Below are 24,887 nucleotides of genomic sequence, written 5' to 3' on the forward strand. Positions count from 1 at the left end.
AATCTTTCTCTTGAAGAATCCTGAAATAAATTCAGGATACCAAATGCTTTAAAAACATTAAACTTGCATTTTTATCATAGAAGTCGGCTTGTTTGCTTAATTTTGCGGTATGGAAAGAGAAATTCTTGATACCAAGCGTAAAGCTTTAAAGATTAACTTAAACCCTAGAATTTACGGGACCTTTGCAGAAATAGGGGCAGGACAGGAGGTGGCTCGTAACTTTTTTACTGCGGGTGCTGCATCGGGTACTGTAGCAAAAACCATGTCGGCCTATGACATGACTTTTAGCGATGTAATTTATGGTGCCGAAACTTCAGGAAGGTATGTAAGTGAGTCGAGGTTATTGAAAATGCTGGGTCATGAGTTCAGTTTATTAACCGAGCGCTTAAGTGGCGAGAAATATGAAGACCGTACCTTTTTCGCTTTTGCTGATACCGTTACTACTTTAAACTATAATAAATCTAATGATCCACATGGCTGGATCGGTATTCGTTTCCAGGCCGAGCCGGGAGGGGAGCCTAACGAAATATTTTTCCACGTACGTTTACTCGATACCGATGCTGCATTGCAGCAAAATGTATTGGGTATTATAGGTGTAAACCTGGTTTATGCTGCTTTTTATTTTAATCAGGATCCTAAAACGATGATTGAGTCTCTGGCAGATAACCTTACTGTAGGTTCTGTGGAGATTGATTTGATCTCTGTTAACGGGCCGGTATTTAAGGGGATAAACAATATCCTGTTAAACTTATACCTGATTGTTAAAGACTTCTCTGATGCGGCTATATTTGATTCTAAGGGTAAACCTTGCTTACCCAAAGACCTGTTGTACAAGAAAGATATTATGATTTTGCGAACCAAATATGCGCAGAAATCAAATCCCAATTTTAGCATGTTAAACAAAGCGGTGGATCAGTTTGTCATTACCGAGAATGTTAAAGAGGATAACCTGAGTGTATTGATCGAGGTACTGATGTCGAATGTGCTGAGCTCCAATGATGAGGCACCCGACAGTATTGACCTCAGAGCTGTCGCTAAGAGGGCCGAAGAAATGTGCAATACAGGGAACCTGGTTATTGTATCCAATTTTGCAAGGCACAATAAGCTGGCTAAATACCTGGATCGTTGCCGACCTAAAAGTGTGGGGATATCTACTAACATTAACAACTTAAAATTCGTATTCAATTCCACCAATTTCGGCGAGAATTATACCAGTCAGCTGTTGAGTTATGTGAGTGATATGTTTAGTAAAAACGTAAAACTTTTTGCCTACCCATACCTGGATAAAAAAACCAGTCAGGTTATTACCAGTGCAAACATGCCGGTAACTGCTGATGCCAGGCCGTTGTTCGACTTCTTAATTATCAACGGTTATATTACCGATATTAAGGAGTATAGTGAGAGCGATGTAAAGACAGTTTAATCCGATTTTTTATAAGGATCAGGAATTGTAATGCCCATTAGTCTTTCAGGATGTTCTATCGCTTTAAACCCAAATTGAGCATATAGCCCGTGTGCGTCTAATGTACCCAGCATATATCTTCTCAATCCCTGTAGGTCTTTGTGAAATAGCATAAAGGACATTAGTTTTTTAGATAGACCCTGGCCACGATATGCTTCTTCTACATATACGTCTGCGAGGTAGGCGAAAGTAGCTTTATCTGTGATCCAACGGGCAAAACCTATCTGTTTGGTTTCCTTATAAATCCCAAAGCAAAGGGAATTCTCAATGGAAGTTTTAACAATTTGCATTGGAATGTCCTTTGCCCAGTACGATTGTGTACTTAAATAATGATGGATGGCTATTGGATCAAGTTTCAGTTTATCATCGGAAAAGATAAATCCCTGTTCTTGAATTTCCATTAGTTGCGCATATTAATAAATTGTAAAGGCTGTCCAAAATCTTCTTTTTTACACAGTGCAATTACGCCTTGAAGGTCATCAATGCTTTTGCTTTGTACCCGTACCTGATCTTCCATCATTGAAGCCTGTACTTTTAAACCACTTGCTTTTATTTTAGCAACGATTTTTTTAGCGGTTTCTTTGTCAATGCCCTCTTTAATGGATATTTCTTTCCTGATCATATTGCCGGAAGCATATACTTCCTTGCCAAAATCAAGGCTGTTTGAATCCAGATTCTGTTTCACCATACGCGAAATAATGGCATCTTGAATGGCCTTTAAACGCATGTCATCTTCCGTAACAATGGTAATCACATTTGTTTTTTTATCGTGATCAATAGTGCTTTTAGAGGTACTGAAATCATAGCGGTTCAGGATTTCTTTTTTAGCATTATTCATCGCATTATCAAGTGTTTGCGCGTCTACTTTGCTTACTATATCGAAAGTGGGCATGATTATTATGGCTTTAGTGTAAAAAATAGATTAGATTTAATTAATTATTTGGTCGGGGCAATTCTACATAACAAATATAAAACAATTAAAGTTAATGCGTATGAAAACCAATAAGTCAAAAGTGCAAAAAAAAGTCGCAAAAAAGGTTGTTAAAAAACAATTCGAAAAGAGCTTAGCAGAGAAAATTCTTGAATCTGTGAAGCAGCTAGGGCAAGATGCAGAGAAGATTGGTGATGATATTGCTTTGGTCAGTAAGTTTGTAGCCAAGAAGTTATCAAAAAGGTTTCAGCATGTTAAATTAGCTGTTGAACGTAACATTGATGAGGCCCGATCGGTAAATAAAAAAGCGATTAAAAAGGCTAAAAAGAAAGCTGAAGCCATTCAGAAAGAAGTTAAAAAAGAGGTTTCCAAAGACGTTAGAAAAGCTAAAAAGGCAGTTAAGGTAGCAAGAGCATCGGTTAAACCGGTAGTTCAAAGTGTTAAAGTTGCGGCTTTAGCTACCGAAGAAAAGGCTGCAAATGCGATTGCTAAGCCGGTAGCAGCAGCTGTTACTTCGGCTGTTAAGTCTGTTTCAAAACCGGCAGCCACCCCGGTAAAGACGGCAAGTCCGGCAACGGCAAAACCGGCGGTTAAAATTGCTCCAAAAAGCACTCCGATAAGTAAAGCACCTGCAAAAACTATGGCCAGTAAAACCACTGCAGCTAAAGGGCCTGTTAAAAAGGTTACTCCGGCAAGTAAAGCACCTGCAAAGCCAGCAGCGGTAAAACCTGTGGCAGTAGCGGCTAAGCCAAGCCCTGAAAAAGCAACCGTGCCAGCAGCAGCTTCTGTAAATGGTACCCCTGTAGTACCTACTAAAGCCGATTCAGAAAGTAAATAAGATTGTGTTAAGTGAGAATTGAGTAATTACTTGATAATTAACAATTACTTAACAATAGAATTCGCAGTTTTGAACATCCCTGTTTTGAACAGGGATTTTTTGATTTAATAAATGACGAAGAAAAAGGCTCCATTTCTAAACAGAGAGATCAGTTGGTTGTACTTTAATGAACGGGTTTTACAGGAGGCTGCCGATGATACTGTTCCTTTAATAGAACGAATAAAGTTTTTATCTATCTTCTCTTCTAACCTGGAGGAGTTTTATAGAGTAAGAGTAGCTACGTTAAGTCGACTGGCTAATCTTAACGATAAAGCCAAAGCCTTGCTGGGTTTTAACCCTAAAAAAGTATTAAATGAAATCAAAAATATCGTTGTAAAGCAAGAACGTAAGTTTGAGCAATTATTTAAAGCAACACTGATCAATGAACTGGCCCAAAACCGGATCTTTATATTAAACGATACCCAGTTAAACGTTGCTCGCGGACAATTTGTAAGAGACCATTTCAGAGATAAAATTCTTTCTAACCTGGTTCCCATCATGATAGATCTGGACAGGCCCTTTCCGGAGCTTAAAAACAGGTATCTGTATTTTTTTGTACGTCTTTCAAGAAATACAGCCAATAAGAACGAAAAGTATGCACTTATCGAGTTGCCGCCTGATTTGCCCAGATTTTTGGTACTGCCCGAAACGAATGGCTTAAAATTCATTATCCTTGCCGAAGACATCATCAAATACTGCCTGGACGATATCTTTTATGTTTTCAATTACGACAACATGGAAGCCTATTCCATACAGCTTACGCGTGACGCCGAACTGGATATTGATAAAAATGTAAGCGATAAATTTATAGAAGAACTAAAAGCGAGTCTCGATAAACGTAAAAAGGGAAAGCCTATGCGTTTATTGTACGATACGGAAATGCCTTTTGAAATGCTGACAGTGTTGATCAATAAAATGAAAATTGAGGCCGAAAGTCTTATTCCGGGTAATCAGTATCATCGCTTTGGGGATTTTATAGCTTTCCCAAATGTGGGTAGTCCCAATCTGGAATATAAGCCGAATGTACCTCTAAAAGTGCATGGTTTGCACCGTACCGAAAGTATTTTTAATAAGCTTCAGGAAAAGGATTATTTAATTAATCTACCTTATCAATCATACGATTACATCATTCTTTTCCTTCGCGAGGCAGCGATTGATCCAAAGGTTACAGAAATCAACATCACCTTGTACAGGTTGGCCGAGAATTCGAGAGTTATCAATGCTTTGATCAATGCCGCTAAAAATGGCAAAAAGGTCAATTGTTTGGTCGAGCTAAAAGCGCGTTTTGATGAGAGGGCCAATATTGCCTGGACTGGCCGACTAGAGGAAGAGGGTGTAACTGTAAATTATGGGTTAACAAATTATAAAGTTCACTCTAAAATTTGCCTTGTAAAAAGAATGGAAAAGGGCAGGGCAGTATATTATGCTAATCTGGCGACAGGTAACTTTAACGAAAAAACGGCAAGGCTTTATTGCGATCATAGTATTTTTACTGCTAAGAAGGAAATCACCGCTGATCTGGTTAAGCTCTTTAAAGCTTTGAATAAAAAGACTGTCATCATGGGATTTAAGCATTTGATTGTTTCACCCCTCGAATCCAGAGATAAGTTTTATCAACTGATAGACCGTGAGATCAAGTTTGCCAAACAAGGAAAACCGGCCTATATGATCTTAAAAGTAAACAGTCTGGCGGATGAAGGCATTGTTGAAAAGCTGTATGAGGCAAGCAATGCAGGTGTAATCATTAAACTTATTGTCCGTGGTATTTGTACCCTTGTTCCCGGTATTAAAGATTTTAGTGCCAATATTACGGTCATCAGCATTGTTGATAAGTTTCTGGAACATGCCCGCGTATTTATTTATGGCAATAATGGCAAGGAAGAAATGTTTCTTTCTTCGGCCGATTTAATGAGCCGTAATTTTGAGCATCGGGTGGAGGTTGGTTTTCCGGTACTTGATAAAGATGCAAAGCAGGAAATCAGAGACATTATAGAGTTTCAATTACAGGATAATGTAAAAGCAAGGGATATTACCCGCTTAAACAACAATAAATACCACAAAAATAACCTGAAAACAAAAATCAGGGCACAGGTACAAACCTACAATTACTTAAAAAATAAACACCACTAAAGCCAATGTTAAGATACGCTGCCATAGATATCGGTTCAAATGCGGTTAGATTATTAATTGCTGACATCTCTAAGAATGAAAACGGTTTTTCTTTTAAAAAGAATACCCTCGTTAGGGTTCCGTTACGATTAGGGGATGATGCTTTTTTAGATCGTCGCATTTCCGATCGTAAAGTTGAAGAGCTACTGAAAACCATGTCAGCCTTTAAAAATCTGATGGACGTATACCATGTTTCTGAATACTTGGCTTGTGCCACTTCGGCGATGCGTGAAGCGGAAAATGGTGCCGATATTATTAAACAAGTTAAGCAATTAACTGATGTAGATCTGGAGATTATCGAGGGTCAAAGGGAAGCCAATATCATTTATGCCAATCACATCGAAGAAAATCTGGATATCAAAAAAAGCTATTTGTACATCGATGTTGGTGGGGGTAGTACGGAACTTTCTGTTTTTGTAAACAGGGTGCCGGTTGCTTCTAAATCATTTGACATTGGAACTATACGGATCCTTGATAACAAGGATAAAGATGAGACCTGGGAGGAGATGAGAAACTGGGTAAAAGAAAACACCAAAGCCTTAAAAAATCTTGCCGGTATTGGTACCGGGGGCAACATCAACAAACTTTTCCGGATGTCGGACGAGAAGGAGGGGATGCCTTTATCTTTCTTAAAATTAAAATCGCTTTACAACCAGCTCAATTCGCATTCTCTTAAAGAGCGGATCAGTGTTTTTGGTTTAAATCCAGATCGGGCGGATGTAATTATACCGGCTTGCGAAATTTATATTACGTTATTAAAGTGGACTGGTATCAAGCAGATCTATGTTCCTAAAGTAGGCCTTGCCGATGGGATCATCAGCCTGCTGATCGAGGAAAATCTTATAGGTAAATAAGGGCGAGGTAATTGCCATGGTGACTTACAGAAGCAGGATTGGTGCTTCTGTACGAGTAGTCTGAATTGTCATAATCACTTATTTTAAGCTGTAAACTGTTTAGTATAGCTGTTTTTGTTGCTGCTATGGTATGAATGTATGCCCTGGATATGGAGCTTTGCGTGTAATATCTTTTACCTTGGTAAAGCACATCTCCGGTAGCTGTTTTTTGATGTATAATCATGTTGTTACAGCTGATTAAGGTAGGGGCAAAGGTTATTGTTTTTACTTCCTTTGTATGTGCTTTATAGGCAGACTCTTTCATTGTCCACATTAACCATACCATTAGATCCGGGTCTTTTGCGATGTGGATCAGAAAACGCTCGGCTACGGTGAATATTTTCTCCAGGTACCCTGTCCTTTTCCAGTTGCTTTCTTTTGAGGCCTGGCTCAAATCAACAATGTCATTCCCTACCAAGTGCTTTCAGTTTATCTTCGATAATTGATATGGTTGCATTTACATTTAGCATTCGCGCCATCTCCAAATTATCAATTTCAATGTCAAACTCTTCTTCCACATCCAAAATTACATCTACCAGGTTGGCTGAATTAATTTTAAGGTCTTTAATGAAATCTGTTGACGGACTAATGGTTGTTAAAGCTTCTTTGTCATGGGTATAAGGAGCAACAATTTCTTTCAATTTTGCTACGAGTTCTTCTCTCTCCATTTTAGTACTTTTTAAAGATAATGCAGGCGTTAACATCACCAAAACCAAAGCTTGCTTTAGCTAATATATCAATGTTTTGATGAATTATTTGCTGTGAACACTTATTTTTATTTATCAGTTGAGCTATTTCAGGGTTTAGGTCTTCGCAATTTACCGAAGGGAAAATAAAGCCATGTTGTAACTGCAATACCGATGCTATACATTCAATGCTTCCGGCAGCACTTAAACAGTGCCCAATCATTGCTTTTAAGCTGTTGACGTAGGGAAAATTTTTAGCATTGCGATTTAAGGCAGCGGCCCAATTTTGTATTTCGAGTGCATCTTTACTTGTGGCCGTAAGGTGCCCGTTAATGACATCTACAGCATCAGCAGTGATGCCAGAGCTGTGTAATGCAGCTTGTATACAACGTTGCACAGCAACCGCATTCGGCGCTGTCATGCTACCGCTGCCCCGCTGTCCGCCCGAATTGATATTGCCTCCTAATATTTCTGCATAGATATTGGCTCCTCGGGCCAGGGCACTATCCAGCGACTCTAAGACTAAAGCTCCTGCGCCACTGCCCGGTACAAAGCCACTGGCGCTGGCACTCATTGGTCTTGATCCCTTTTCAGGTTCGTGGTTGTGTTTAAATGTACAAACTTTCATGGCATCAAAGCCACCCCATATATAAGGGCCACTGTCACTTGTGCTGCCTGCAAGCATTCTGGTTGCCTGACCGCTTTTAATGCGGTCATAAGCCATTAAAATGCTTTCAGCACCCGTTGTACAGGCCGATGAGTTGCTGCTTACCTGGTTACCCAGGCCAAGCTTACCACCCAGGTAAGCACTAATGCCGCTGACCATGGTTTGTACCACCACTGTACTGCCCAATTTGCGTACCTGCAGGTCGTCAACTTTGTAAATGGCCTCCCTAAATTTGTCAATGCCCGACGTGCCGGTGCCAAATATGGTTCCGCTTTCCCAGTCGGCATCATCTGCATTGGAGATTGGCAGGTTGGCATCCTGCCAGGCATCCATGCCGGCGATAATTCCATACAGGATTCCACTACTGTTAAAATTTCTGCGTTCTAAATCGGTTAGATATTTGGCAATCAGCTCATCGGATAGTTTCGGTTTTCCTGCAATCTGGCAGGAAAACTGTAGTCTTTCTAATTCCGGATCGTGTTTAATACCCGATACGCCTTGTTTAATAGCTTTCGTAAATGCAGTTAAGCCAACTCCATTTGGTGCTACAACACCCATACCGGTTATGACTACACGTTTAGCCATTCATTTTATTGGTTACCATTCCGGCAATTGTCCCTTTGCAAACTACTTCTCCGGCCGCATTGGTCATTTGTACTGTACAATTCAGCTTTTTAAAACGGAAATATACTTTTTGTGCGGTTACCGTTACTTTTTCTCCCGGAAAAACAGGTTTCATAAAATCTATAGCCGTTGATGTTAGCATCACATGGCCGGGCATACCACCCTCAGCACTTCCTGATAAATATATACCCAGACAAACCAAACCAATTTGGGCCATGGTTTCGGTTAAAATTACACCTGGTGTTACGGGATGGTCTTTAAAATGACCTTTATAAAAATCAAGATCTGCATCGAAAGTGTAAGAGCCTTTAACACCGTTTTCGTCAATCTCTTCCAGGTCATCTACAAATAAAAATGGTTTCGTGTAAGGTAAGTGCGCTAAGATCTCTGTTTTGTTCATGTTAAAATTATTGTTGTTCTTAAATTATTACTTTTAAAATTTATTCTTGTTGTATTGTCGTTTGATAATAAAAAGTTTACCATTTCAATAATACTCTTTGCGCCGAAAACCCTGGTCCAAAGCTCAGCATCAGACCTAGCTCTCCAGTTCCCAGTGGCTCCTCCATATAGCGCTCCAGTACGTACAATACCGTTGCGCTCGACATATTTCCGTATTCCCTTAAAATGTTTTTAGTCTCGTTTATATTTTTGCCTAATTTACCAAATAACACTTCAACTGTGTCAATAATTTTCTTTCCACCTGGATGAAATATTAAATGATTAATATTTTCAATCTTCAATCCTTTTTTTTCCAAAAAAGGGTGGATGATATCCGGGAAGTGCTCTTGAATATTTTCGGGTACTGATACATCTAGTACCATTTGCAGGCCCCCGTTGGTTAAGTTAAAGCCCATCATCGGTATGGCATTATAAAAATGATACATTTCTTCAGCAATGATTTCCGGACCCTCATCTTTTTCTTCGGAGGAGAGCAAAACACATGCAGCTCCATCTCCAAAAATCGCTGCACTTACTATGTTAACCATCGAAAAATCATCAAGCTGAAAAGTAGCCGTAGGTGATTCTACGGCAATAACAGCGGCGCGTTTGCCTGGATTTGCTTTTAAAAAGTTTTTGGCATAGATGATCCCTGAAACTCCTGCTGCGCAGCCCATCTCTGTTACCGGAAGCCGTACAATGTCTTGTCGTAGGTTTAAAGCATTGATCAGGTAAGCATCCATGGAAGGAATCATGATGCCTGTACAGCTTACCGTAATGATATAATCTAGTTCGTGTGGCTGCCATCCTGCTTTTTCCATAGCTTGTTGCAGGCAGGAGGTCCCCAATTTAATTCCTTCTCTGATGTAAATGTTGTTTTTTTCTTCAAATGAGGACTGGCGAAATACCTCCTCCGGTGGCATGATGGAATACCTTTTATCGACGGCCGCCTGCTCAAATATTTTTTTTACTTTTTTTATAAAACGAGGCTCCTGATCTTTTAACCAGATATCCAGATAGGGAAGTATATCTGCTGTACTTCTCGAATATTGCGGGGTCAGTTTGGAAACAGTCTTGATTTTTACGCTCATATCGTCCGGATTATCCATTGGTAACGGAACGCCCATTTCCATTTAAGGACGTAATTGTTAAAGCTTAACTGTTTAGAAAAGTCGTGGAGTTCCTGTCTTTTAAAACCTCTTAATATAGATACCAATCCGTCATTCCGCGACATATGATTGAGTCTGAAAACAAAACAAAGGGCTGTAAAAAGGTAATAAGCCAGTACATTTCTGTGCAGATCATTTACCACAATTCCCAATGCCGATTGTTCTTTTAAGCCACTCATAAGTGTTTTGATCTCGTCATCTTTAAAATGATGTAATGTCAAAGTACAAAGGATAACATCATAAAGCCTTTCTTGTTTAATTTCTTCGAAAATATTTGCGCACACATAACTGATATCTGGATAATTGGCCGATAATTGTTCTGCATGCTTAATGGTAAAATAGTTGGCGTCCATCCCAACCAGTTTCAAGTTCAGCTTTTTTTTTCTGGCATAGTTTGATAAGGCCCTTAACATATCACCGTTTCCACAACCTACATCCAAAATGGTGATTTCAACTGTATCCGATGATTTAGATTTAAGCAACCATTCTACTCCTTGCAAGGTAACTTTGTTACCGCCCAATAACCTATTTATGCTGGCAATTTTGTCTAGCGCTTTTCTTAATACTTCTCCTTCCAATAAAAAGTCGTCCATCAATTCAGGATCATCGCTTCTGCGGCTGGTATCTACTAACATACGATAGGTTTTCCATGTGTCATTTTAACGATTAGAGGTAGCGCCGAGGGGAAGCTAATCAATAGACGCTGCATTGGCCCAAAAAGTTTTTCTTTTCTGATCATTTCTGATAAAAAATTACCCATCAGCAGACGTTTTTTAAAGTGGCGGTTCCATGCCTTCACATATTCTTGTTCCAGTAAAGTCCTGTTAGGGATATTACCATTTAAGTAATTTATGGTAAGCTCTGCACAAAATTTTGCACTGTGAATAGCCATTGCCATGCCATTACCGCAAAGTGGATGGATCAAGCCTGCAGAATCGCCAATCATTAAAGCGTGTTCATATATCGCTTCTTTTTTCTCAAATGAAATTTGGCTTATGGTAAGTGGATGCTCGAATAGCGAAGTGCTATTGTCAAATATTTTATGTAGATGTGGGTTTTTACAAAGCACATTTTCCTGGAAATCATGGAGGTTTTTATAGGCTTTAAAACTATTGTAATCTGCCAGGTAGCATATATTGATGCGATTGTGTTCTACTTTTGATACGCCACAATAGCCGCCCTTAAAATTATGAAGCGCTACCAGATCGTCAGGAAAATCGCCATTATAATGGGCTTTTACAGCCAGCCATGGGGATTTTTTTAATATAAAAGGACGGGCGAGTTTCTGATCTATAGCCGACCTTTTTCCATAGGCTCCGATTACAATATCGCTGTTTAGCACACCATGAGTATCAGTGTTTACTTCAAATTTATTGTTGTTAAAAGTAATGTCAGTAACACGATCTGTAATTAGAGTACATCCATTTTGCAGGGCCTTTTTGTATAGTAAATTGTCCAGTTCAAACCGGCTTAAACCAAAACCACCCAAGGGTAAATCGCAGGCAATGATTTTACCCGAATTTGATGAGATAATGAGTTTTTTGATGAGGGGTGGATCTAGTGTCAATGGATCTGCATCCAGCCATTGTAAATAGGGTAGTACTTCATTAGAGATGTATTCGCCACATACTTTATGGTGTGGATAAGTGCTTTTTTCGATTAAAGTAACTTCAAAACCTGCTTTTCGTAAATGGAGTGCACAGGCTAGTCCGGCCAAGCCTCCTCCCACAATTATGATAACATTTTTATATCCGGGGGTTTCTATCATATCAAAGAAACATTTATTTCTATGTTCTGTTTTATCCTTTGTAAATATTTTATCGCAAAAATTACTACATGTGGTTATTTTTAAAAATTAATTAATTACATTTGTTTAGTGTAAAGATAATTATGAAAGAATTAATAGAAATACTTCAGCGAATAGAAGGGAGACTAGATCGGATGGATGAAAGATTCGATCGAATCGAAGGCAGACTGGATAGGATAGAGGAAAGGCTTGATCGGATCGAAGCAAGACTAGATCGGATAGAGGAAAGGCTTGATTTGGTAGAAGCAAGACTAGATCGGATAGAGGAAAGACTTGATGTGGTAGAGGCAAGATTGGATGATCTTTCTCTAAAAGCTACAGAAGTATCCGGTAATGTTACAAATATATTCTCTACACTGGAAAAAATAAATATTACAACTCATTACGAAGCTGAATTTAAGAATTTAAAAATCATAACACCTTAACTGCCTGTTTCTTTTTGCGTCTTTACGATTAATGTAAAACCCGGCAGATATTTCATGGCTTCCAGAATTGTAATCGCGTAATTTATTAATTGAGTAATCGTAGGAATATCCGATTCGTAAATTTTTAGTGGCAAAAACCTCCAGAATGGCACCAATGGCATTTTGCTTAGTCAATCCACTTTGCAGGTAATTCTTTTTGTAAAGGTCGAACGAAGTTCTATAAAAGCCACCAATCCAAAGACTTTCTTTTAATAATATAAAAGCATTTAAATCTAAGGAAGAAGGCCCTTTACTATCATCCCTTAGCAAGAGCAATGGTTTAATCCTCATGTCTTCATTTAAGGAGAATATTGCTCCAGCTGTAAAGTAAAAGTGTGGCTGCGGAACAGGTACCATCATATTTTCTGTATTCTTTTTTACCATATATTTTGCCAGAACATTGGTTGCTGATAAACCGGCGAAATAGGTTTCGTTGGCATAATAAATTCCAAAACGCGCGTCGGGCACGGTATTGGTTTGTGAGCCTACAGGTATCAAGCCATCGCCAGGCATATAACCTTCCAGTTTATTTCCATCCAATCCAAGCTGTATTATTCCACCCGCAATCCCGAAAGCAAGTTGGGAGGCTTCATTGTCGCCCATCCTGATGCGGTAGGCGTAGTTTAGATAAGCTGTAAGGTAACTTTGGGCACCCAGCTGATCATTGGAAAGGATTAATCCTAAACCTACATTACCATCATTAAAGGCACCGTCAGCGGAAACAGAGAAACTTTTAGGCGCACCTTTAATGCCTTCCCATTGAGCGCGATAAAAGGATTGTACATAAATATCATCCTTATATCCTGCATAAGCAGGATTAATGTGTATGCCATTAAATAGATATTGCGAGTACTGGCTGTCTAGCTGCGCTTTGGTCTCTGATAATGAGCAGAAGATAAAAAGTATAAGTATAATTTTCTTCATATCATTTGCTTCTAAGTACAGTTACATAGCCTTTATAAACTTCCCATTTGTTTCCGGCAGTTTTTACTTTTAACAAGTAGAAATAAGTGCCTTCGCTAAGTCCTGTGGCTGCCCAATCGTTTTGATAACTTTTTTTGTTGTAAACTGTGCCGCCCCAGCGGTTTACTATGGTCAGCTCGTTGGCTTCATAAAGTTCCAGTCCCGGTATTTGGAAGGTATCATTTAAGCCATCACCGTTTGGTGTAAAAACATTCGGAATGATTATTCCTATGATTGATTTACTATCTGTAGATGTGTTGTTTTGTAGGTTAGGGTCGGCTTCCTGAGCAGTTACAGTAGCTGTATTTCTGATGATCCCGGCTTTTATGGCTTTAACCTTAATCTTCAGATTGGCCATTTGACCATTATCTAGCCGGCTGATTTCCCATAAAATGGTTCTGTTGCCCTGGTTATATCTTGCAAGTCCCAATGCCGGGGTGATGAGTTGTTCAAAAGTTAGCTCTTCGGGTAATACATCTTGTACTTTTACAAGTGTTGCATTGTCGGCACCATTGTTTTTTACCTGTATCAGGTATTCAAAAGTTTCGTTGATAGTTACTGATCTCGATTCCGAATTTTTGTTGATCATCAGATCAGCAGTAAGCGATGTAGCGGAACCGATATTTACGATGATGGGAGCAGAGATATCCGAAGCACAACCGGCAGAATTGAACGATACCACCTTGTAAGTTCCGGGAAGTATGATCGTATAATCAGCCGATGTAGCACCGGTAATGGCTACATCATCTTTTATCCATTGAAAGGAAACGGCATTAACAGAATTGGCCTTTGCCTTCAGTGTAGCTCCGGGAGGGAGGTTCACTGTTTGGATGGAACCATTAGATTGCGCAAAGCCTGCCGTTGCACTAAGCAACAGCAGACTGGTTACGAAACCTATATTTCTGTTAAACATGAATACGTTTTAATCCTTTTAGTTAAATGTGATAGTTGGGGTAGCCGGTTTAGGCGTAACAACAATTGATGATGAAGCTCCTGATGTTTTTACACAACCTTTATTATCCCCGGAATTTAATTTTCCAGTCCCTGTTGCAACAACGTATTTAATGGATGCAGTTAATACATATGTCCCTGCATCAGCAAGGTTATTTAATGTAAATGTATTTCCAGATTGAACTCCAATAGTTGATAAATCTCCTACGGCAACAGTGTTTTTTGTTGCTGTCCAGGTATATTCATAGCTAACATCAGTCAACGCAGTAGCAATAGTGGTTGCAGTTGCTGTAACTATTGAAGATTGGACTGTTGGATTTGAACCACCCTGACAGAAGGAACCTTGTGAAGGAGATCCCAATGATACTGATGCATCGGGCAGATTATAGAGCGTAAGTGCTGGTGATACATCTCCGGAGCAGCTTGTTGCATCTGCTGTTTTTATAAAAACTTTATAACGATGTTCACCTTTACTTAAGGCTGCTCCACCTACCTGGAAATCAGGAGCAACACCATTTGTAACGACAGGAACTTCTGTTGCGGAACCCATTGGTTGATCCGCAGATGTCCATTCCTGCCAAACAACCTTATCTCCGGCCTTTAATGTTGCCGTAGTTGTAGCGTCGGGTTTTAAAATTGCTGTTCCATCACCACATAAATAAAGTGGGTAAGAATCAGCTAAAGCACTGATAGGTAGTGTAAACAATACAAATGCGATGGTTAGCAGTCGGAAAGTGGTAATTTTCGTTTTCATAATTTAAAGTTTAAGGGTTTATTTAATTAGTTTATTAATACATAAGGAGTTGGAGGTTTGGGATGGACTGTGATCAGAATTTCATTGCTATCTGATGAGCAGCTAACTCCATTAAGGGTAGCTGTTGCTAGGCGTTTGTAATAAGTATTTTGGGTGAGGATTAAACTTTCTGTAAAAGTTTGAGCTGTTGCTCCGTTGATATTTGCATAATGTGTATTGTCATTAGTTGATTTTTGCCACTGATAAGTTACCGTTCCATTACCGGTTCCTGTAGCAACATTGGTAAGCATTGCTGGTTTTGTACCAGCACAAATTGTTTGCACTGTACCAATACTTCCTGGATTCACAGTGTTGATTGTAATCTTCATCTTAATTCTTTCTGATTCCCCAGAGCAGTTTGTTTTTGCCATAGCTACATAAATGCTATCTGTAGCTGTTAAGTTGCTGGTTGTATAAGAGTTTCCGATTGTCGGTGTTCCACCTGTAGCTTTTTTATACCATCTAAGTTCATTTCCTGATGTTGGTGCGTCAGGTGTAAAAGTTGCCTGGGTGCCTGAGCAAATGGTTATATTCTGCTGCGTGGGGATAGTAAATTTAGGTTTGTCAGGAGTTCTAATTACTTCACGGATATAGAACTCAGAAAATAGATTTGCTACAGACCCGTAATTTATTTTAATCCTATCAAAAGGTACATTCGGTGATATGGTAAAAGTGGTTGGTGTTCCATTCCCAAGGAGCCCTAATAAATCCAAGGATAAAAGGTTACCGGCTCCAGTTTCCCATACTTTTGTTTCAGAAGCACCATTATAGGCCGTTATGATTATATTATTTAATAATCCGAGAGATAGTCCTGTTTTTGGCGGTGCGGATACTGTTAGCGTTACCGGATTGGTTGATGATTCAGGGAAATAAAAATTCTGATCTACATAACTTAGTAAAAGGTTGGGAGCCATTGTAGAGTATGTATCTGGATTCCCATCAATTGCCAATTGAGGATTGTTTACTGTGCCACCTAATGTTCCTGCTGACCAGTCAGTGCCGAGTGTTATGCCGCAATCTGCGGTACTATAAAATGCATAAAGTATATCTATGTTTGCCGTTCCAGTAGATCCTAAAAGTCCGCCGTTACCGGTAGCTGTAATCTGTACACCGGTAAATGTTCCTGAGGCATTGACAGCATAATAGGTAAAACCATCCGGTCCAATAGTTAGTTTTGAGGCTCCTGGTACAACTGTTGAGCCATTTACGGCCTCTGCTTTAAAAGAGCCACCTCCTCCTGAAAGTGTATTATTTGCAATTCTTACATATACAAACTTTCCAGCAGGTATGGAGGGGAAAGAAAGCGTAATACTCGCACTGTTAGCACTACCCCCCAATACTCCTGGGGTTCCTGAAATATTAATATTTGCATAAGGGGTAGATAATGTTGGTTGTATTGTTGGATCTGTAGCTTTTGCTTTATCTTCACGGCTAACTCCGGTTCCTGTTTTGGAGACAATTGTAGCGTAAGTTTTTTGTCCTTTAACCTGTTCTATACCAGTAGTCATTACTATTAAAATTAATAGTAAAATAGAACGTTTGACGGATGTGTTTTTAAGTCTGAACGAGAGCATGAACACGTAATTAAAGTTCCGAAAACAGTCTTTTTTAATGTGTTAAGGCTATTTTTTCATTATCCCGTTCAAAACTAGGTTACAATAGCAACCCATTTTTTGTTCATTTTGTTCAGTTTATTCCTTTCGAATTCAGTGTAAAGACAATACCATTGTCGTAAATGGAAGGGAGATGCCTGCTAGTGGTTGGTTTCGGAGTGAGTCCTTATTCCTTCCAGTGTGGTAGGAGCCCTACGAGGGTTCTAACTCGGTGTTGAGTCGGTATTGAAACGGGGTTGATTGTGTTATTATACCGAGTCAACCCTGTCTGTGCTGCGCAGCAACTCTGACGCAGGTATCCACGCATAATGGAAGCACTATAGAAGCAATAAGGTAGTGATATAACTTATTTAGGGTGTAAACCCGAGATGATCTGCCCCAGCATACTGGCACCACCTTCGGCTTCATGGATGTCGAAGGCGCCAAACCCCAGCATCATATGGTTCACTTTGTCTTTAGTTTTGTGGTTGTTGGGATGATAGGGGACAGTGATGCCCATCATATCCAGTTTGTTGAGCACGACATTCAGGTCAATGTTGTCATCAAATTTTAGCCAAAAGGTTAAGCCGTTTTGGGGTATTTCGTAGCTGATGTATTTATGTAAATGGTTGGAAAGGATCAAGTGCAGCTGATCGCGGTAAGCCCTTGATTTCAATCTGATTTCACGGGCGTATTCTGCCATGTCGCCATTTTTGATCATTTCAGCTATCGCTTTTTCTTTAATTATATCCCGGCTTTCTATAGACTGTCTGGGTAGGGCCAGGAATTCGGTCATAAACTGGCTTGAGGCTACTACAAGCCGAAGTGCGGTTGTATCTGGTGTGGCTTTACTTAGAGCACCCATATAAATTACGAAACCACCGTGGTTGTAGCGGGCCAGAGACCTATAAGGTTCATTGCCATACCAAAATTCATGATCGTCTTCCTCTTCAATAATACAGACCCGGTGATATTTTGCTAATTCAATCAATCTATTACAGTCCGCTTCGCTTAATGCATAGCTTTCCGGAAAACTACATTGTGGACGGATATGTATTGCCCGCACAGCGGTATACTGTAGTATTTGGTCAAATCTATCTATAAAATCAGGGTCCTTACGGTTTAGTGTATATACTCTTGCGCCATGTTTTTCCAATGCTGCTGCGAGTTTTATGTCATGGGGAGAAGTATTGATCACCACATCACCTGGGTTAAGCAGTACTTTAAATACTCGGTTCAGGCTACTTTTTCTGCTATGGACTATTTCCAGCATGTTGTGCTTCAAACCAAAACCTCGTTTACGATTTAAGTTTTGGACTATAGCATCTTTCAAATATAAGGCTTCATACTCCATAAGTAATTCGGCCTGGCTCAAAGCTTTACTGGCTGTACGAAACCGGGTATAATATTCAGAAAATTTTTCTTCCGGAAAGGAGGCCGGACTTGGGAAATCAGTACCAACGCCACTAAAAGGTTGATCTACTTTTTTCTCTGACTGTGCATCCTTATTCTTAATAGCCATACCTGCCGAAAAACGCTCTGTGAAACCAGAGGTGCGAGGGGTAAGATCTTCGGAAGGATTGGTTAATGAAACAGAAGTTCCTGAGCCCTTGGCACTGGTGAGCCAGTTGGTATCTATGAGCTTGGTATATGCTCTTCTAACTGAGCTTTCACTAACCTTATTAATCTTAGCAAGTGCTCTGTAAGGGGGAATAAGATCCCCAGCCATTAGCTCCTTTGAGGAAATCGCCTGGATAATAAAATCTACAATTTGGCTGGTGCATTTAGCATTATTCAAATTAGGAATCAGCCAATCAAAGGTGTACTTGTTTTTCATGATTTGAAAGCATTATTTAAGAGGGTAATGGTTAGTTAAACAAATGTAAACTAAAAGATTAGAAAAACGATGAGCAAAATTGAATTCACTGAAAATCCCACAATTGGGTTCAAATATTTTCATTTTAACTGGTGATCTTTATTTAGCTTTTAACACTATTTATTTTTTGGATACTTTATTTAAAATGATGAATCATCAAAAAAATATACTTTCTATTGGATCTATTTCTATCGGGATCCCGATCATATCTGATCCCGCTCTCTGCGCTTCAAAAGAAGCGCATTAATAAAGAAACTTAACCTCCTCAAACCTATGAATCTCTACAAAAAACAACTTATCGATGAATTAATTTTGCCAGCTTTTAATCAGCTAACAGTCTCTCAAAAACTAATCAACAGTCTGTACGATTTATGTTCCTTACACAAGGCCATAAAATTTCAGCTATTGGAATTGCCCGGCCCTTATTTCGAGGGCCGGCTGTGGTTCTCTGTCGAGGCCATGGTACAGGCTTATTATTTTTGTCCCTATAAACAATGTAAATGGGGGACTCGCATCTGGAGACGTAAGGAATTTATCCTTAACAGTTCCAGTTTGTTGAACCAGGAATTTAGAACAGACTATCTTGAAGTGCTGGAACCTGGCGATTTGCTTTCTATTACTTACATAGATCTGCTTAAGCTGATGGTTGAATTTCCAGAGTTAGAAAAGCAGGTGCAGAATATTTCTGCGTGTAACGAAATGTATTATCATCGTCGTAATCAGCTTTTAAATCAGCCTCCATTAGAGCGAGTATTACAGTTTGAAAAAGAAAATCCTTTGTTTATCAATGTAGCCGGTAAAGATGCTATTGCCATGCATGTTGGACTTACCAGACAGGGGTACCATAATCAACTAAAAAGACATCACCTCACATTTGTAACCTCATGACCAGAATTGTTATTTCATACACACTGGCATTGCTTTTTGCTTATTCAGGATTCAGTAAGTTAATCAATTATTATGATTTTAATTATCAACTGAATCGATTACCCATTTTAGATCATTATTCAACCCTCTTGGTTTGGTTAATCCCGGTTTTGGAAATTATGGTTTCCAGTTTGTTGTTCATGCCAAAAAGACGACTAGAAGGGTTTTATGCTTCATTTTGTATATTCTTTATATTTACTTTTTATCTCTGCTCTGTATTAAACTTTGGTTCTAACTTACCATGCACTTGTGACAATACCTGGCTTACGATGAGTTGGCCGTTCCAATTGCTCATCAATTTGATAGGTATATTGTTCACTTTAGCAGGGCTTTTATTGCAAACCAGGAAGATGGGAAGGTATACGCACTTATCGCTTTAATTTTTTGTTGCTGCTTCATTTTTAAGGTATACCAGAGTTGTTAAGGCTCTGGTATTTTTTTATAGGCTAAATTACATAATGAGCACTTATAAATAATTCAATTGCTAGCGCCCACTTCTGATATGACCTTACTTTTACTTCCTGTTTTTTACAATTTTATCTCTAAATGGCAATTATAATTTTACTAATCGAAAAATAAAATTGTACTCTTGTGAATAGCATATCCCCCTCTTTTTGAAAAGATTTGTCAATGCAGAATAAAGTTAAATCAATTGGGGAGTTTGTAAAGGAAATTGCTGAAAGTAAGAATCTTAAACCTTCTGGGATTGGTAAAATGATCAATTCTACCAAACAGAACGTATCGGATATATATAAGCGCTCCACGATAGATTCTGAGCTACTCCTGACCTTGAGCAGAGAGCTGAAATATAATCTGTTTTCTTATTATGATGATAAAGAGCCTATTGCTGGATTTCGCATGGAAGAAACTAAGGAATGGCAGTCTAAAATAGATAACCTTACTGTAGAGTTGAAGTTTACCAAAGAGCTGCTTCAGCAGCAACAGGAGATCATACGATTGCTGAAGGAGAAGGAGGCCTATTTAAACAAATAAAGCCCTGGATTTTCGCCCAAGGCCTTACCAACTTTCCCATTTTTAACTTACTTCATAACAGTAATCTTATTTCCTTGAACTTTGAATTTGACTTCACCGTTCAATTCTATCATATGCAATAGCTCCGATACATTTTTAAACTTTGAGACAAAAGCTCCAAATTTCTTTTTCTTTATTTGTTCATCATTGTAAACAACATGTACATTATACCATCTTGAAACTTGCTTCATAATGTTTTCAAGTGATTCGTTGATAAAGGCAAACTCTCCATTTTTCCAGGCTATAGCAAGATCAGTGTCTACTTCGGCTATCTGTAGAGTGGATCCATTGTTAATGGCCTGCATTCCGGGTTTGAGGATGGCGTCTCCTCCTTTTGAGGAGACTTTAACCAATCCTTCAAGAAGAGTCGTCTTAATATTTGGTTCATCGTTATAGCAGTTGATATTGAAATGGGTGCCCAATACAGTTATTTCCTGCTTATCGGTTTGTACAATGAATGGTATTTTTCTGGCTCTGCGCTGCATGTTTAATACAGATTTGATTTGTCTGACTTCAAAGTAAGCTTCGCCAGACAGATATACTCGACGTTCCGGCATTTCCCAGAAAGAAGATGGGAATCTAAGCGTAGACCCGGCATTGATCCATACATTGGTGCCATCCGGTAGGACAATGCTGTATTGACCTCCTTTTGGAGTGACCATTACATTTAATCCAGGAGCATCTTTTACAGGACTAAGCTTTCCATTAACCTTCAACTGAAGAGAATCCATCAAGCCGGGTTCGACAGCATGAACTGCATCTGGATTAAACTTATACAGTAGCTGGCCATCGGCCTTTTTTATAATTTCCACACCCTTGTCGCTGGCAAGTTCACCATTCTTCGCATTACTTAAATCAATAGTTTTGCCATTCGCTAAAGTAAGGATAGCTTTATTAGAGCCTGGTTTTATATCATTGGTATAGGTTTCTGGTTTTGGAACCTTTTCTTTAATGAATAAAGTGGAAGCACCATATATCAATAAACTGACTGCTGCTACGCCGGAAAGCCAAGACCAAAGCAAGTTTTTATTGGGTCTGTTTGGTTTAGGCAACAATTTAAAAACCTCCAGCCTTGCTGCTTCAGCTTCTTCAAATGAAACATCAGCCACATCCATATTATAGGTGGCATACCAATTATCGACAAGGATTCTTTCTTCCTCATCACAGGTTCCGGACCGGTATTTAAGGAGTAAGTCTTTGGGGTCTTTATTGTCCATTTTACTTTTTTTCTTATCGGTTTCACGCATAACGAAGATCTATACCCAAATAGGAAGAACAAATGAAAAGAATTAACTTAATTTTTTTCTAAGTATTCTAATACCATTGTTTACCTGCTTGGAAACATTATTTTCATTGGTATTTAGCTTCTGTGCAATCTCCTTATAGGTCAGTTGCTCTTTTCGGCTCAACACAAATATTTCCCGCATTTTTCTGGGCAGGGCATCTATTTCTTTATTAATCTGGGTATTAAGCTCATTTTCTCTAACCAATGCATCAGTACGACCATCATTACCGGTAGCCATAAAGTTTTTTAAGGAAGCGATGTATTTTGCTTCTACTTTTAGATGTGTAAAATGATCCAGTATCCGATTTTTGGTTAGCGTATATAAATAGCCAATAAGGTTTTCGGCTGTTAAAGGCCACTCACGTCTAATCCAGAGTTTGGTGAAAAGCTCATGGAGGATATCCTTCGCCAGGTCGCCGTCTTGAAGCTTTTTAACGGCATGTACATATAATAGATAAAAATACCTGTTGTAAATTTCAGTGAAAGCAGCATGATCGGAAGTTTTTAAAAGCCTGACCAGCTCTACGTCCGAGTATTTTTTGTAGTCGCTCATATTTTTCTCAGGATTCAATCTTAAAAGCGGTAAAACTATAGGAATCAGTAGTTTTGCTGCATGTTCATTTTGTTCATTGCGGAGCTTTATAAATGAATATTGGCTATTAAATAATAAATTTAGAACGAAGAGATAAAAGCCTTTAAATAATGAACAACATGAATACTTGATGTAAATAACGCTTTCGTTATTTTTATAAAAATAAAGTCAAAGTGTATGGAAAAAAAAGGTCAGAATAAAAAGAATCTTCTCATTAAGGATCAGGCCGAAATCGATATATTCCAGGGCATTATCGATAAAAGAACACTAATTGAAGAGAAGTTTAATCAGGTAAATGAAAAGCTTGACAGGCTGAAAACTGAAGCTGATAAATTGTTCCGCCCAAAGAAATAGTTTGATAGAGCGGTAAGCACAGCTCTAAAAAAAAGCGGTCTGTTTTTAAAACAGTACCGCTTTTAATAATTTTCACTTCTGCCGGGATTTAATTCTCCAGCTGACTTGCTGCAGCTTCATCTAAAAACCAGGTAACCCCACCATCAATCGGATTAATTAATTGTGCAGGATATAGCTCCGTATTTTTTTCTTTGCTTTCGATAACATGCTTCACGGCTTCGGCTTTATTTTCGCCAAAAACCAGGAAGGCTATGTTTTTTGCTTTATTGATTAGTGGGGCCGTAAAACTGATACGGTAAGTAGATAATTTTTCTACAAATACTGAATCAATCTCTACATTGTCATTGTTTAGGATGCTTGTCCCAGGGAATAGTGATGCCGTATGTGCATCATCACCCATACCTAATAAAATCAGATCGAAGATCAGATCAGCGCCATTAAAATGCTTTACAATAGCTTTGTTATATTCAATAGCAGCTTTTTCTGGCGCAAGGGTAGTATCTACATAAAAGATTTGTGCTGCAGGAATATGGAGTGGATCCAGTATAGCTTTTTTTGCCATCAGTCCATTATAGCTTTCATGATTTGGCATCACATTACGTTCATCACCAAAAAAGAAAAATACCTTGGTCCAATCTATCTTGTCCTTATAGGTGGTAGCCAGCATTTCATATAAAGCCTTTGGCGAATTGCCTCCGGTAAGTACAAAATTAAAGCGACCTTGCTCAGCAATCGACTTATTAGCTAATTTGATAATATAAGCCGCAAGGTCTTCCAATAATTCGTTTTGTGTTTTATAGATTAATAAATTCATTATCCTTTATTTAAGGGTAGGGTAAACCAATGGAAACCGTCTCTGGCAATCAGGGCCTCAGCATCTTCCGGTCCCCAGGAGTCGGCAGTATAGTTAGGGAAGCTCAATGATTTTTTAGTTTCCCATGCGTTTACTACAGGCATTAACAATTCCCATGCACTTTCTACCTGATCGGCGCGCATAAACTGTGTCTGATCACCGGTCATGACATCCAACAATAAGGTTTCATAGGCCTCAGGAGATTGGGTGGTATAAGTTCCTTTATAATCAAATACCATATCAACAGGATTAAGTACCATGTCTAATCCCGGCCTTTTACCTTGTACTTGCAAGCGGATACTCATTTCAGGCTGAATACTAATGATCAATCTGTTTTGCTGCCAGTGCTCAGTAACTGCCGAAGGGAAAATATGGTGTGGAACATCCTTAAACTGAATGGTAATTAACGAAGAAGTTTGGAATAGACGCTTCCCTGTACGTACATAGAAGGGAACGCCCTGCCAGCGCCAGTTGTCGACAAAGAACTTAATGGCTGCAAAAGTTTCGGTATTAGAATCAGGGTCAACACCATTTTCATGACGGTATCCCGGTACCTCTTTACCTTCAACCCAGCCCTTGGTATATTGGCCGCGTACCGTACTGAAACGGATGTCATCCGGACCAAAAGGACGCATCGCTTTCAATACATCTACCTTTTTATTCCTGATCTCATCAGCATCAAAATTAACAGGTGTTTCCATACCAATTAAGCAAAGCAATTGCAGCAAGTGGTTCTGGATCATATCTCTCAATGCACCAGCACCTTCGTAATAGCCACCTCTGTCGCCCACACCAAGTTGTTCCGTTACCGAGATCTGAACGTGATCAATATAGGTACGGTTCCAAAGTGGCTCGAGGAAGGAGTTGGCAAAACGGAAAGCCATGATGTTTTGCACGGTTTCTTTACCCAGATAATGATCTATACGATAGATTTGTTTTTCTGTGAAGATACTGGTCAAGATGCAGTTTAGGTCTTTTGCAGTTTTCAGATCGCGGCCGAAAGGTTTTTCGATGACGATTCTGCAATTGTCTTCGGTACCTGCAAGCTTGTATTCAGATAAGCATTTAGCAATAAGTGGGAATAAGTTTGGAGCTACAGCCAGATAATAAAGAATTTGGGTAGTAGGACCAAATTCTTTCTGATGCGCTTCGATATTTGCTTTTAGTTCGCTAAAGGTCTCAGGAGCTTCCACATCAACCGGACTGTAAAAAACATGATTGGCAAATTTATCCCAATTGTCTTGTTTCACCTTACCTGATCTTGAAAAGCTGTTTACACCATCCATGATGGTTTGTCTGAATTTTTCATCAGTCAGCTTTTTTCTGGCCGTACCAATAATGGCAAACTTATCCGGCATATAACCATCCGAGTAAAGGTTGTAAAGAGCGGGCGCCAATTTGCGCAAATTTAAATCACCGGTACCACCAAAAATTACAATAATGGTTGGGTTAAGGTTGATACTTGTCTTCATTATACTGTTT

General features: G+C 39.1%; 26 protein-coding genes. 8 read left to right on the forward strand and 18 right to left on the reverse strand.

Annotated elements, in window-relative coordinates; genetic code table 11:
• Window positions 1–109 precede the first annotated feature (109 nt).
• Window positions 110–1,423, forward strand: coding sequence for a nicotinamide mononucleotide adenylyltransferase (locus P0Y49_06740; GenBank protein WEK20831.1), 1,314 nt, complete (start codon window positions 110–112; stop codon window positions 1,421–1,423).
• On the opposite strand, the gene P0Y49_06745 is transcribed toward P0Y49_06740, so the two are convergent.
• Entirely contained in the window at window positions 1,420–1,863 is a 444-nt protein-coding gene (locus P0Y49_06745) for a GNAT family N-acetyltransferase (GenBank protein ID WEK20832.1), read from the reverse strand. The two genes, P0Y49_06740 and P0Y49_06745, sit on opposite strands and share 4 nt — an antisense overlap.
• Window positions 1,863–2,354 carry a YajQ family cyclic di-GMP-binding protein gene (locus P0Y49_06750; protein WEK20833.1) on the reverse strand — a complete coding sequence of 164 codons (492 nt, stop codon included), beginning with the start codon at window positions 2,352–2,354 and terminating at the stop codon, window positions 1,863–1,865. Before P0Y49_06750 ends, P0Y49_06745 begins: the two co-directional genes overlap by 1 nt.
• A gap of 100 nt (window positions 2,355–2,454) precedes the next feature.
• Here P0Y49_06750 and P0Y49_06755 point away from each other — a divergent pair, with 100 nt between their 5' ends.
• From P0Y49_06755 to P0Y49_06765, 3 genes are all read left to right on the forward strand, one after another.
• The gene (locus P0Y49_06755) at window positions 2,455–3,231 is read left to right on the forward strand and encodes a hypothetical protein (GenBank protein WEK20834.1); all 777 of its coding nucleotides are present in this window, start codon (window positions 2,455–2,457) and stop codon (window positions 3,229–3,231) included.
• Between the two features lie 111 nt (window positions 3,232–3,342).
• Complete coding sequence (gene ppk1 / locus P0Y49_06760; GenBank protein WEK20835.1) at window positions 3,343–5,400, forward strand: polyphosphate kinase 1; 2,058 nt, start codon at window positions 3,343–3,345, stop codon at window positions 5,398–5,400.
• Window positions 5,401–5,405: 5 nt separating this feature from the next.
• Window positions 5,406–6,293: an exopolyphosphatase gene (locus P0Y49_06765; protein WEK20836.1), complete on the forward strand. Its 888-nt coding sequence runs from the start codon at window positions 5,406–5,408 to the stop codon at window positions 6,291–6,293.
• On the opposite strand, the gene P0Y49_06770 is transcribed toward P0Y49_06765, so the two are convergent.
• The 7 genes from P0Y49_06770 to P0Y49_06800 form a co-directional block, all read right to left on the reverse strand.
• On the reverse strand, window positions 6,280–6,750 hold the full coding sequence (locus P0Y49_06770; protein ID WEK20837.1) for a 4'-phosphopantetheinyl transferase superfamily protein: 471 nt from the start codon (window positions 6,748–6,750) through the stop codon (window positions 6,280–6,282). The genes P0Y49_06765 and P0Y49_06770 overlap by 14 nt on opposite strands.
• Window positions 6,737–7,000 (reverse strand): phosphopantetheine-binding protein, encoded by a 264-nt coding sequence (locus P0Y49_06775; protein ID WEK20838.1) that lies wholly within the window; start codon window positions 6,998–7,000, stop codon window positions 6,737–6,739. Before P0Y49_06775 ends, P0Y49_06770 begins: the two co-directional genes overlap by 14 nt.
• A gap of 1 nt (window position 7,001) precedes the next feature.
• The gene (locus P0Y49_06780; protein ID WEK20839.1) at window positions 7,002–8,270 is read right to left on the reverse strand and encodes a beta-ketoacyl-[acyl-carrier-protein] synthase family protein; all 1,269 of its coding nucleotides are present in this window, start codon (window positions 8,268–8,270) and stop codon (window positions 7,002–7,004) included.
• The gene (locus P0Y49_06785; protein ID WEK20840.1) at window positions 8,263–8,709 is read right to left on the reverse strand and encodes a beta-hydroxyacyl-ACP dehydratase; all 447 of its coding nucleotides are present in this window, start codon (window positions 8,707–8,709) and stop codon (window positions 8,263–8,265) included. The genes P0Y49_06780 and P0Y49_06785 overlap by 8 nt, the downstream gene beginning before the upstream one ends.
• 76 nt (window positions 8,710–8,785) lie before the next feature.
• Window positions 8,786–9,838, reverse strand: a complete 1,053-nt coding sequence (locus P0Y49_06790) for a type III polyketide synthase (GenBank protein WEK20841.1) — start codon at window positions 9,836–9,838, stop codon at window positions 8,786–8,788.
• Window positions 9,835–10,551, reverse strand: a complete 717-nt coding sequence (locus P0Y49_06795) for a methyltransferase domain-containing protein (protein ID WEK20842.1) — start codon at window positions 10,549–10,551, stop codon at window positions 9,835–9,837. The genes P0Y49_06790 and P0Y49_06795 overlap by 4 nt, the downstream gene beginning before the upstream one ends.
• The gene (locus P0Y49_06800; protein ID WEK20843.1) at window positions 10,545–11,684 is read right to left on the reverse strand and encodes an NAD(P)/FAD-dependent oxidoreductase; all 1,140 of its coding nucleotides are present in this window, start codon (window positions 11,682–11,684) and stop codon (window positions 10,545–10,547) included. The genes P0Y49_06795 and P0Y49_06800 overlap by 7 nt, the downstream gene beginning before the upstream one ends.
• A gap of 122 nt (window positions 11,685–11,806) precedes the next feature.
• Here P0Y49_06800 and P0Y49_06805 point away from each other — a divergent pair, with 122 nt between their 5' ends.
• Window positions 11,807–12,148 (forward strand): hypothetical protein, encoded by a 342-nt coding sequence (locus P0Y49_06805; GenBank protein WEK20844.1) that lies wholly within the window; start codon window positions 11,807–11,809, stop codon window positions 12,146–12,148.
• On the opposite strand, the gene P0Y49_06810 is transcribed toward P0Y49_06805, so the two are convergent.
• The 5 genes from P0Y49_06810 to P0Y49_06830 all read right to left on the reverse strand — a co-directional run bounded on the left by P0Y49_06810 (window position 12,128) and on the right by P0Y49_06830 (window position 18,323).
• Window positions 12,128–13,111, reverse strand: a complete 984-nt coding sequence (locus P0Y49_06810) for a type IX secretion system membrane protein PorP/SprF (protein ID WEK20845.1) — start codon at window positions 13,109–13,111, stop codon at window positions 12,128–12,130. The genes P0Y49_06805 and P0Y49_06810 overlap by 21 nt on opposite strands.
• A gap of 1 nt (window position 13,112) precedes the next feature.
• Complete coding sequence (locus tag P0Y49_06815) at window positions 13,113–14,063, reverse strand: gliding motility-associated C-terminal domain-containing protein (protein ID WEK20846.1); 951 nt, start codon at window positions 14,061–14,063, stop codon at window positions 13,113–13,115.
• Window positions 14,064–14,081: 18 nt separating this feature from the next.
• Complete coding sequence (locus tag P0Y49_06820) at window positions 14,082–14,855, reverse strand: hypothetical protein (GenBank protein WEK20847.1); 774 nt, start codon at window positions 14,853–14,855, stop codon at window positions 14,082–14,084.
• Between the two features lie 26 nt (window positions 14,856–14,881).
• Window positions 14,882–16,402, reverse strand: coding sequence for a hypothetical protein (locus P0Y49_06825; protein ID WEK20848.1), 1,521 nt, complete (start codon window positions 16,400–16,402; stop codon window positions 14,882–14,884).
• Window positions 16,403–16,853: 451 nt separating this feature from the next.
• Window positions 16,854–18,323 (reverse strand): PLP-dependent aminotransferase family protein, encoded by a 1,470-nt coding sequence (locus tag P0Y49_06830; protein WEK20849.1) that lies wholly within the window; start codon window positions 18,321–18,323, stop codon window positions 16,854–16,856.
• Between the two features lie 312 nt (window positions 18,324–18,635).
• Here P0Y49_06830 and P0Y49_06835 point away from each other — a divergent pair, with 312 nt between their 5' ends.
• Together P0Y49_06835 and P0Y49_06840 are read left to right on the forward strand one after the other, a co-directional pair.
• Complete coding sequence (locus P0Y49_06835) at window positions 18,636–19,250, forward strand: hypothetical protein (protein ID WEK20850.1); 615 nt, start codon at window positions 18,636–18,638, stop codon at window positions 19,248–19,250.
• Between the two features lie 669 nt (window positions 19,251–19,919).
• Window positions 19,920–20,282: a hypothetical protein gene (locus P0Y49_06840; protein WEK20851.1), complete on the forward strand. Its 363-nt coding sequence runs from the start codon at window positions 19,920–19,922 to the stop codon at window positions 20,280–20,282.
• Window positions 20,283–20,329: 47 nt separating this feature from the next.
• Here P0Y49_06840 and P0Y49_06845 read toward each other — a convergent pair whose 3' ends face one another.
• Window positions 20,330–21,568 carry a DUF4974 domain-containing protein gene (locus P0Y49_06845; GenBank protein WEK20852.1) on the reverse strand — a complete coding sequence of 413 codons (1,239 nt, stop codon included), beginning with the start codon at window positions 21,566–21,568 and terminating at the stop codon, window positions 20,330–20,332.
• 42 nt (window positions 21,569–21,610) lie between these two features.
• Window positions 21,611–22,159, reverse strand: a complete 549-nt coding sequence (locus P0Y49_06850) for a sigma-70 family RNA polymerase sigma factor (protein WEK20853.1) — start codon at window positions 22,157–22,159, stop codon at window positions 21,611–21,613.
• 216 nt (window positions 22,160–22,375) lie between these two features.
• Here P0Y49_06850 and P0Y49_06855 point away from each other — a divergent pair, with 216 nt between their 5' ends.
• Entirely contained in the window at window positions 22,376–22,552 is a 177-nt protein-coding gene (locus P0Y49_06855; protein WEK20854.1) for a hypothetical protein, read from the forward strand.
• An 88-nt stretch (window positions 22,553–22,640) separates the two neighbouring features.
• On the opposite strand, the gene pgl is transcribed toward P0Y49_06855, so the two are convergent.
• Window positions 22,641–23,366 carry a 6-phosphogluconolactonase gene (gene pgl, locus P0Y49_06860; GenBank protein ID WEK20855.1) on the reverse strand — a complete coding sequence of 242 codons (726 nt, stop codon included), beginning with the start codon at window positions 23,364–23,366 and terminating at the stop codon, window positions 22,641–22,643.
• Window positions 23,366–24,877: a glucose-6-phosphate dehydrogenase gene (gene zwf, locus P0Y49_06865; protein WEK20856.1), complete on the reverse strand. Its 1,512-nt coding sequence runs from the start codon at window positions 24,875–24,877 to the stop codon at window positions 23,366–23,368. The genes pgl and zwf overlap by 1 nt, the downstream gene beginning before the upstream one ends.
• Between the last annotated feature and the right edge of the window lie 10 nt (window positions 24,878–24,887).

It is taken from the genome of Candidatus Pedobacter colombiensis, from assembly GCA_029202485.1.
Classification (GTDB): domain Bacteria; phylum Bacteroidota; class Bacteroidia; order Sphingobacteriales; family Sphingobacteriaceae; genus Pedobacter; species Pedobacter colombiensis.

Bases quoted from the DNA above. Each gene is read 5' to 3' on its own strand.
- P0Y49_06790 (WEK20841.1), bottom strand. From the start codon at position 9,838: ATGAGCGTAAAAATCAAGACTGTTTCCAAACTGACCCCGCAATATTCG.
- P0Y49_06835 (WEK20850.1), top strand. From the start codon at position 18,636: ATGAATCTCTACAAAAAACAACTTATCGATGAATTAATTTTGCCAGCT.
- P0Y49_06800 (WEK20843.1), bottom strand. From the start codon at position 11,684: ATGATAGAAACCCCCGGATATAAAAATGTTATCATAATTGTGGGAGGA.
- P0Y49_06850 (WEK20853.1), bottom strand. From the start codon at position 22,159: ATGAGCGACTACAAAAAATACTCGGACGTAGAGCTGGTCAGGCTTTTA.
- P0Y49_06765 (WEK20836.1), top strand. From the start codon at position 5,406: ATGTTAAGATACGCTGCCATAGATATCGGTTCAAATGCGGTTAGATTA.
- P0Y49_06780 (WEK20839.1), bottom strand. From the start codon at position 8,270: ATGGCTAAACGTGTAGTCATAACCGGTATGGGTGTTGTAGCACCAAAT.
- P0Y49_06820 (WEK20847.1), bottom strand. From the start codon at position 14,855: ATGAAAACGAAAATTACCACTTTCCGACTGCTAACCATCGCATTTGTA.
- P0Y49_06845 (WEK20852.1), bottom strand. From the start codon at position 21,568: ATGCGTGAAACCGATAAGAAAAAAAGTAAAATGGACAATAAAGACCCC.
- P0Y49_06830 (WEK20849.1), bottom strand. From the start codon at position 18,323: ATGAAAAACAAGTACACCTTTGATTGGCTGATTCCTAATTTGAATAAT.
- zwf (WEK20856.1), bottom strand. From the start codon at position 24,877: ATGAAGACAAGTATCAACCTTAACCCAACCATTATTGTAATTTTTGGT.
- P0Y49_06825 (WEK20848.1), bottom strand. From the start codon at position 16,402: ATGACTACTGGTATAGAACAGGTTAAAGGACAAAAAACTTACGCTACA.
- P0Y49_06855 (WEK20854.1), top strand. From the start codon at position 22,376: ATGGAAAAAAAAGGTCAGAATAAAAAGAATCTTCTCATTAAGGATCAG.
- P0Y49_06785 (WEK20840.1), bottom strand. From the start codon at position 8,709: ATGAACAAAACAGAGATCTTAGCGCACTTACCTTACACGAAACCATTT.
- P0Y49_06745 (WEK20832.1), bottom strand. From the start codon at position 1,863: ATGGAAATTCAAGAACAGGGATTTATCTTTTCCGATGATAAACTGAAA.
- P0Y49_06810 (WEK20845.1), bottom strand. From the start codon at position 13,111: ATGAAGAAAATTATACTTATACTTTTTATCTTCTGCTCATTATCAGAG.
- P0Y49_06755 (WEK20834.1), top strand. From the start codon at position 2,455: ATGAAAACCAATAAGTCAAAAGTGCAAAAAAAAGTCGCAAAAAAGGTT.
- P0Y49_06840 (WEK20851.1), top strand. From the start codon at position 19,920: ATGCAGAATAAAGTTAAATCAATTGGGGAGTTTGTAAAGGAAATTGCT.
- ppk1 (WEK20835.1), top strand. From the start codon at position 3,343: ATGACGAAGAAAAAGGCTCCATTTCTAAACAGAGAGATCAGTTGGTTG.
- pgl (WEK20855.1), bottom strand. From the start codon at position 23,366: ATGAATTTATTAATCTATAAAACACAAAACGAATTATTGGAAGACCTT.
- P0Y49_06775 (WEK20838.1), bottom strand. From the start codon at position 7,000: ATGGAGAGAGAAGAACTCGTAGCAAAATTGAAAGAAATTGTTGCTCCT.
- P0Y49_06805 (WEK20844.1), top strand. From the start codon at position 11,807: ATGAAAGAATTAATAGAAATACTTCAGCGAATAGAAGGGAGACTAGAT.
- P0Y49_06740 (WEK20831.1), top strand. From the start codon at position 110: ATGGAAAGAGAAATTCTTGATACCAAGCGTAAAGCTTTAAAGATTAAC.
- P0Y49_06750 (WEK20833.1), bottom strand. From the start codon at position 2,354: ATGCCCACTTTCGATATAGTAAGCAAAGTAGACGCGCAAACACTTGAT.
- P0Y49_06795 (WEK20842.1), bottom strand. From the start codon at position 10,551: ATGTTAGTAGATACCAGCCGCAGAAGCGATGATCCTGAATTGATGGAC.
- P0Y49_06815 (WEK20846.1), bottom strand. From the start codon at position 14,063: ATGTTTAACAGAAATATAGGTTTCGTAACCAGTCTGCTGTTGCTTAGT.